We start from the raw sequence: 4,775 nt of genomic DNA, 5'->3' as shown, positions 1-4,775 counted from the left end.
TGCGCATCGACCGTTACCCCGGCGGTGGACGGCCGCCGGAGTATGGGGATTCCGGCTCCACAGCATGCCGGAATGACGGACGGAATGCACTCAGTCCAGCGGCACGACCGCGGGCAGCCAGGGAATGCGCCGCGCCGCGTCCAGGTCCGCCCCGTCGTCGACGACGACGGCGCCCAGGTCCTCCAACGGTTCACCACCGAGCTCGGCGAGCCCCGCGCCATCGGTGAACAGATGCGATACCCATTCGTCGGCCAGCACCTCGGCCAGCGCGCCGTGCGGCGGCACCGCGGTGACGACCACGGACGCACCGCTGGCGCCGGCGGCGAGCACCTCGACCACGGCGGCCAGCGCATCGGCGCGGCCGAACCGGAAGGTTCGCGACTCGAAGGTCAGCTCGGTGTGGCCGCTGACCCGGTTCACCAGTTCCGCGAGCTCGTCGTAGCTCAGTCCCCGGTCGGCGTGCGCGAAGGCGAGGTCGCCGCCCTGCAGGGCACGGGCGCGGTTGGCGTAGGTGACCGGGCGGGGTGAGGCCGCCGCGATCTCCGCGACCAGGGTGGGGTCGGCCAGGACCAGCCAGTCCACGCCGTTGCCGGAGTTCTCGGCGCTCGCGGTGAGGCCGACCTTGACCACCAGGTCGGTGGGCAGCTCGGCAGCGGCGGCGGCGACCGGGACCACGGCCGCACCGGACTTGAGGACCGCCCAGGTGGCGACCACGGCGTCGACACCGCGGTCCAGGCGCAGCGCGACACCGGTGCCCGGACCGCAGCCGCGGCCGATGAGCACCCGCGCCAGCCGCGAGGAGCGGGCGTCGAGTTCGGCGTAGGTCAGGGCGTCCTCGCCCCAGACCAGGGCCGGACCGTCCGGGTCGTCCTCCACGGCGGCGGTCAGCAGCAACGGCAGCTGGGTGCCGCGGGTGACCGCGGGCGCGGCGTCGGAGAACCCGGCAGCCGCGCTGTGCGAACGCTGCTGTACGCCACCGAATTCGATGGCTCCCACGCGTTGGCGCGGGTCGGCGGCCACGGCCGCCAGCACGCGCTGCAGGCGCTCACCGAAGGTGTGGATGGTGGACTCGTCGAAGATGTCCGAGGCGTAGGTGAGGGCTCCGGCGAGTTCGCCGACCGCGCCGTCCTCCCACTGTCGTGGGTCGATGGTGACCTGGAGGTCGAACTTGGCCGACACCGCGCCGGTGTCGAGCGCGCTGATGGACAGGCCCGGCAGTTCGAGGTCGGGTCGGTCGGTGTTCTGGAACGACAGCACCACCTGGAACAGCGGGTCCTGGGCGTTGGCCCGGTCGGGCGCGACCACCTCGACCACGCGCTCGAAGGGGATGTCGGCATTGCCGTAGGCGGCGAGGTCGGTCTCCCGCGCCTTGTCGACCAGCTCGTCGAAACTCGCCGCCGAGTCCACCGCGGTGCGCAGCGCCAGGGTGTTGACGAACATGCCGACCACATCGTCGAGCACCCGCTCACCGCGACCCGCGATGGGCGTGCCGATGGTGACGTCGCCGCTGCCGGACAGCCGCGACAGCAGCACCGCCAGCGCGGCGTGCACCACCATGAACAGCGAGGCGTTGTGCTCGCGGGCGATCCGCGCCAACCCCTCGTGCACCTCGGCGGGCACCGTGAAGGTGGTGGCCCCGCCCTGCAGGGTGCGCACCGCGGGTCGCGGACGGTCCAGCGGCAGGTCGAGGGTGCCGACCGCGCCGTCGAGCCGATCCCGCCAGAAGGCCAACTGCCCCGCAGCGACCGAGTTCTCGTCGTCGTCGGTGCCGATGACCTGGTGCTGCCAGAGCGCGAAGTCGGCGTACTGCACCGGAAGTGGCGACCAGGCGGGCGGATTGCCCTGGCAGCGCGACACGTACGCGGTCACCAGATCGCGGGCCAGCGGCGGCAGCGACGCGCCGTCCGCGGTGATGTGGTGCACCACGACCACGAAGTAGTGGTCGGTTCCGGTGTCGCCGTCGGTACACAGCAGCGCCCGGATGGGAACCTGTGCGGTGACGTCGAATCCGGCGGACAGCACCTCGGTCATGCGGTGCAGCGCATTGCCCAGCGGCTCCACGGTCAGTCCGCCCGGCAGCGCCTCCGCGACGGACACGATGTCCTGGTAGGCGATGCCGTCGGCGTCCACGGGATAGCGGGTGCGCAGCGATTCGTGCCGCTCCAGCACGTCCAGCACCGCCAGGCGCAGTGCCTCGATGTCGAGCGTGCCCGAAAGCCGCAGCGCCAGTGGGATGTTGTAGGCGGGCGAATCCGGATCGAGCTGGTTGATCACCCACATGCGCTGCTGCGCCAGCGACAGCGGCACCCGCGCGGGACGCTCGGCGCGCACCAGCGGCGGTCGGTTCTCGGCGGTGCCGGTCACCACCCGGGCGGCCAGCGCGGCGACGCTGGACGCCTCGAACAGCTCCCGCACGGCGAGATTCGCGCCCAACGCCTCGTTGATGCGCGCCACCGCGCGGGTGGCCAGCAGCGAATTGCCGCCGAGGGCGAAGAAGTCGTCGTCCACGCCGACCTCGGTAGCACCCAGCAGGGCGGCGAATTCGGCCGCCACCACGCGTTCGGACTCGGTGCGCGGGGCCCGGTACTCGACGGAGCCGCCGAATTCCGGTGCGGGCAGCGCCTTGCGGTCCAGCTTGCCGTTCGGAGTGAGCGGCAGTACGTCCAGGGCCACGATGGCGTCGGGAACCATGTAGGCGGTAAGGAATTCGCCCAGCGCGGCCTTGATCTCGGCCGGGTCGAGCGCGGTATCGCCTTCGGGCACCACATAGCCGACGAGTTGGTCGACGCCGTTGTCGTCGCGCACCAGCACCACGGTCTGGCTGATGCCCGGAACCCGCAGCAGCGCCGATTCGATCTCGCCGAGTTCGATGCGGAAGCCGCGCAGCTGCACCTGCTGGTCGCTGCGGCCCGCGTACTCGAGGTTGGCCTCGCCGCCGAATCCGGCCCAGCGGCCGACGTCACCGGCGCGGTACATGCGCGAGCCGGGCGGGCCGTAGGGGTTGGCCACGAACCGTGCCGCGGTCAGGCCCGGACGCCCCAGGTAGCCGCGTGAGAGCTGTGCGCCGTCCACGTAGATCTCGCCCGCCACGCCGACCGGAGCCGGGTGCAGGCGCTGGTCGAGTACGCGCGCGCCCAGGCCGGGCAGCGCCCGGCCGATGATGCTGCTCGGCTGCTGCGCCAATTCCTCGTCCAGGGCCAGGAACGACACGTGCACGGTGGTCTCGGTGATGCCGTACATGTTCACCAGCGTCGGCGCGTCCGGCGCGTGTCGGTCGTACCAGCGTCGCAGTTGCCGCAGATCCAGTGCCTCACCGCCGAACACGACATAGCGCAGCGCGTAGTCGCCGCTCTGCGCCGCGGCGGCGCGGTCGGCCTCGGCCAGCTGGTAGAACGCCGACGGTGTCTGGTTGAGCACCGTCACCCGCTCGCGAATCAGCAACTCGCGGAACTGTTCCGGCGATCGCGAGGTCAGGTGATCGACCACCACCACCGCGCCGCCGTTGGCCAGCGCGCACCACAGCTCCCACACCGAGAAGTCGAAGGCGAAGGAGTGGAACAGCGTCCACACGTCGTTCTCGTCGAATTCGAAGTGCGCCTGGGTGTTCGCGAACAGCTCCACCACATTGCGGTGCGCCACGCCCACCCCCTTGGGCACGCCGGTGGATCCGGAGGTGTAGATCACGTACGCCAGGTGATCGGCGCGCAGCGGGGCGCGCCGTTCGGCGTCGGTGACGGGCGCGTCGGAGAAGCTCGCCACCTCGTCGAGCAGCACCACCGGGAAGTCCCCGGCGGGCACCGACTCCCGCTCATCGGTCGTGGTCAGCACACAGGCGGGCTGGGAATCGGCCAGCATGAATTCCAGCCGCTGCGTCGGGTAGGCGGTGTCGACGGGCAGGTAGCCCGCACCGGAGATGAGCACCGCGAGCAGCGCCACGGGCAGCTCCTCGGTGCGCGGAACGGCGACCGCCACCAGCGTTTCCGGGCCGGCGCCGTAGGCGATGAGGGCCCGCGCCACCACATTGGCGCGGCGCAACAGCTCGTCGAAGGTCAGCGTGGTGTCGCCGTAGCGGACGGCCGGGGCGTCGGGGCGACCGGCGGCCTGCGCGGTGATGAGGTCCACCAGGGTCACGTCCGGCACCGGCACGCCGGGCGTATTCCATTCGTGCAGGACGAGTTCGCGCTCCCCCGGCGCGTAGACGGCGATATCGCCGACCACGGCGCGGGCGTCGGCGGCCACGGCCGCGAGAATGCGGCCGAGCCGATCGGCGAAGTCCAGTACGGTCGCCGGGTCGAACAGATCCACGGCATAGGTGTAGGTCAGCGCCATGCCCTGGGTGTCGGTCCGCTCGGTGACATCCAACTGGAGGTCGACCAGCGCGGTGCGCTCGCCGCGCCCGGTCCGCCCGGCGGTGAGCAGCACCTGGAACGGCGGATGCCCGGCGGCCGAACGAATCACGTCGAGCACGTCGGCCAGCCGCTCGGAGCCGCCACCCGCGCGGCCGAACACCTCGGCGTCGGCGCGGGTCACCGCCTCGAGCAGGTCGGCGAAGGCGATGCCTGGGTCGATCTCGGTACGCAGCACGACCGCGGCCGAACCCGGGTGCACCGCACCGAGTTCCGGGGACACCGCGCCGACCGCGATCTCCCGGGTGCCGCCGGACAGCCGCGCCAACAGCACCGCGAAGGCGGCGTGCACGACCGTGAACAGGGTCGAATCCGTCTGCCGCGCCAGCTCCGCGAGTGCGGCGGCGACGTCGGCGGAGATGTCGAAGC

At 71.8% G+C, this 4,775-nt stretch carries 1 protein-coding gene; it reads right to left on the bottom strand.

Annotated features, from left to right (window positions below; all coding sequences use genetic code 11):
* Window positions 1-90: 90 nt before the first annotated feature.
* Window positions 91-4,775: non-ribosomal peptide synthetase (locus QK444_RS32565; RefSeq protein WP_282785899.1), on the bottom strand; the 4,685-nt coding region annotated here is incomplete at its 5' end.

The organism is Nocardia sp. CC201C (assembly GCF_030010695.1).
Classification (GTDB): Bacteria; Actinomycetota; Actinomycetes; order Mycobacteriales; family Mycobacteriaceae; genus Nocardia; species Nocardia otitidiscaviarum.
Note: the sequence above shows the minus strand (reverse complement) of the source record. Positions and strands in the feature narration are given on the sequence as shown.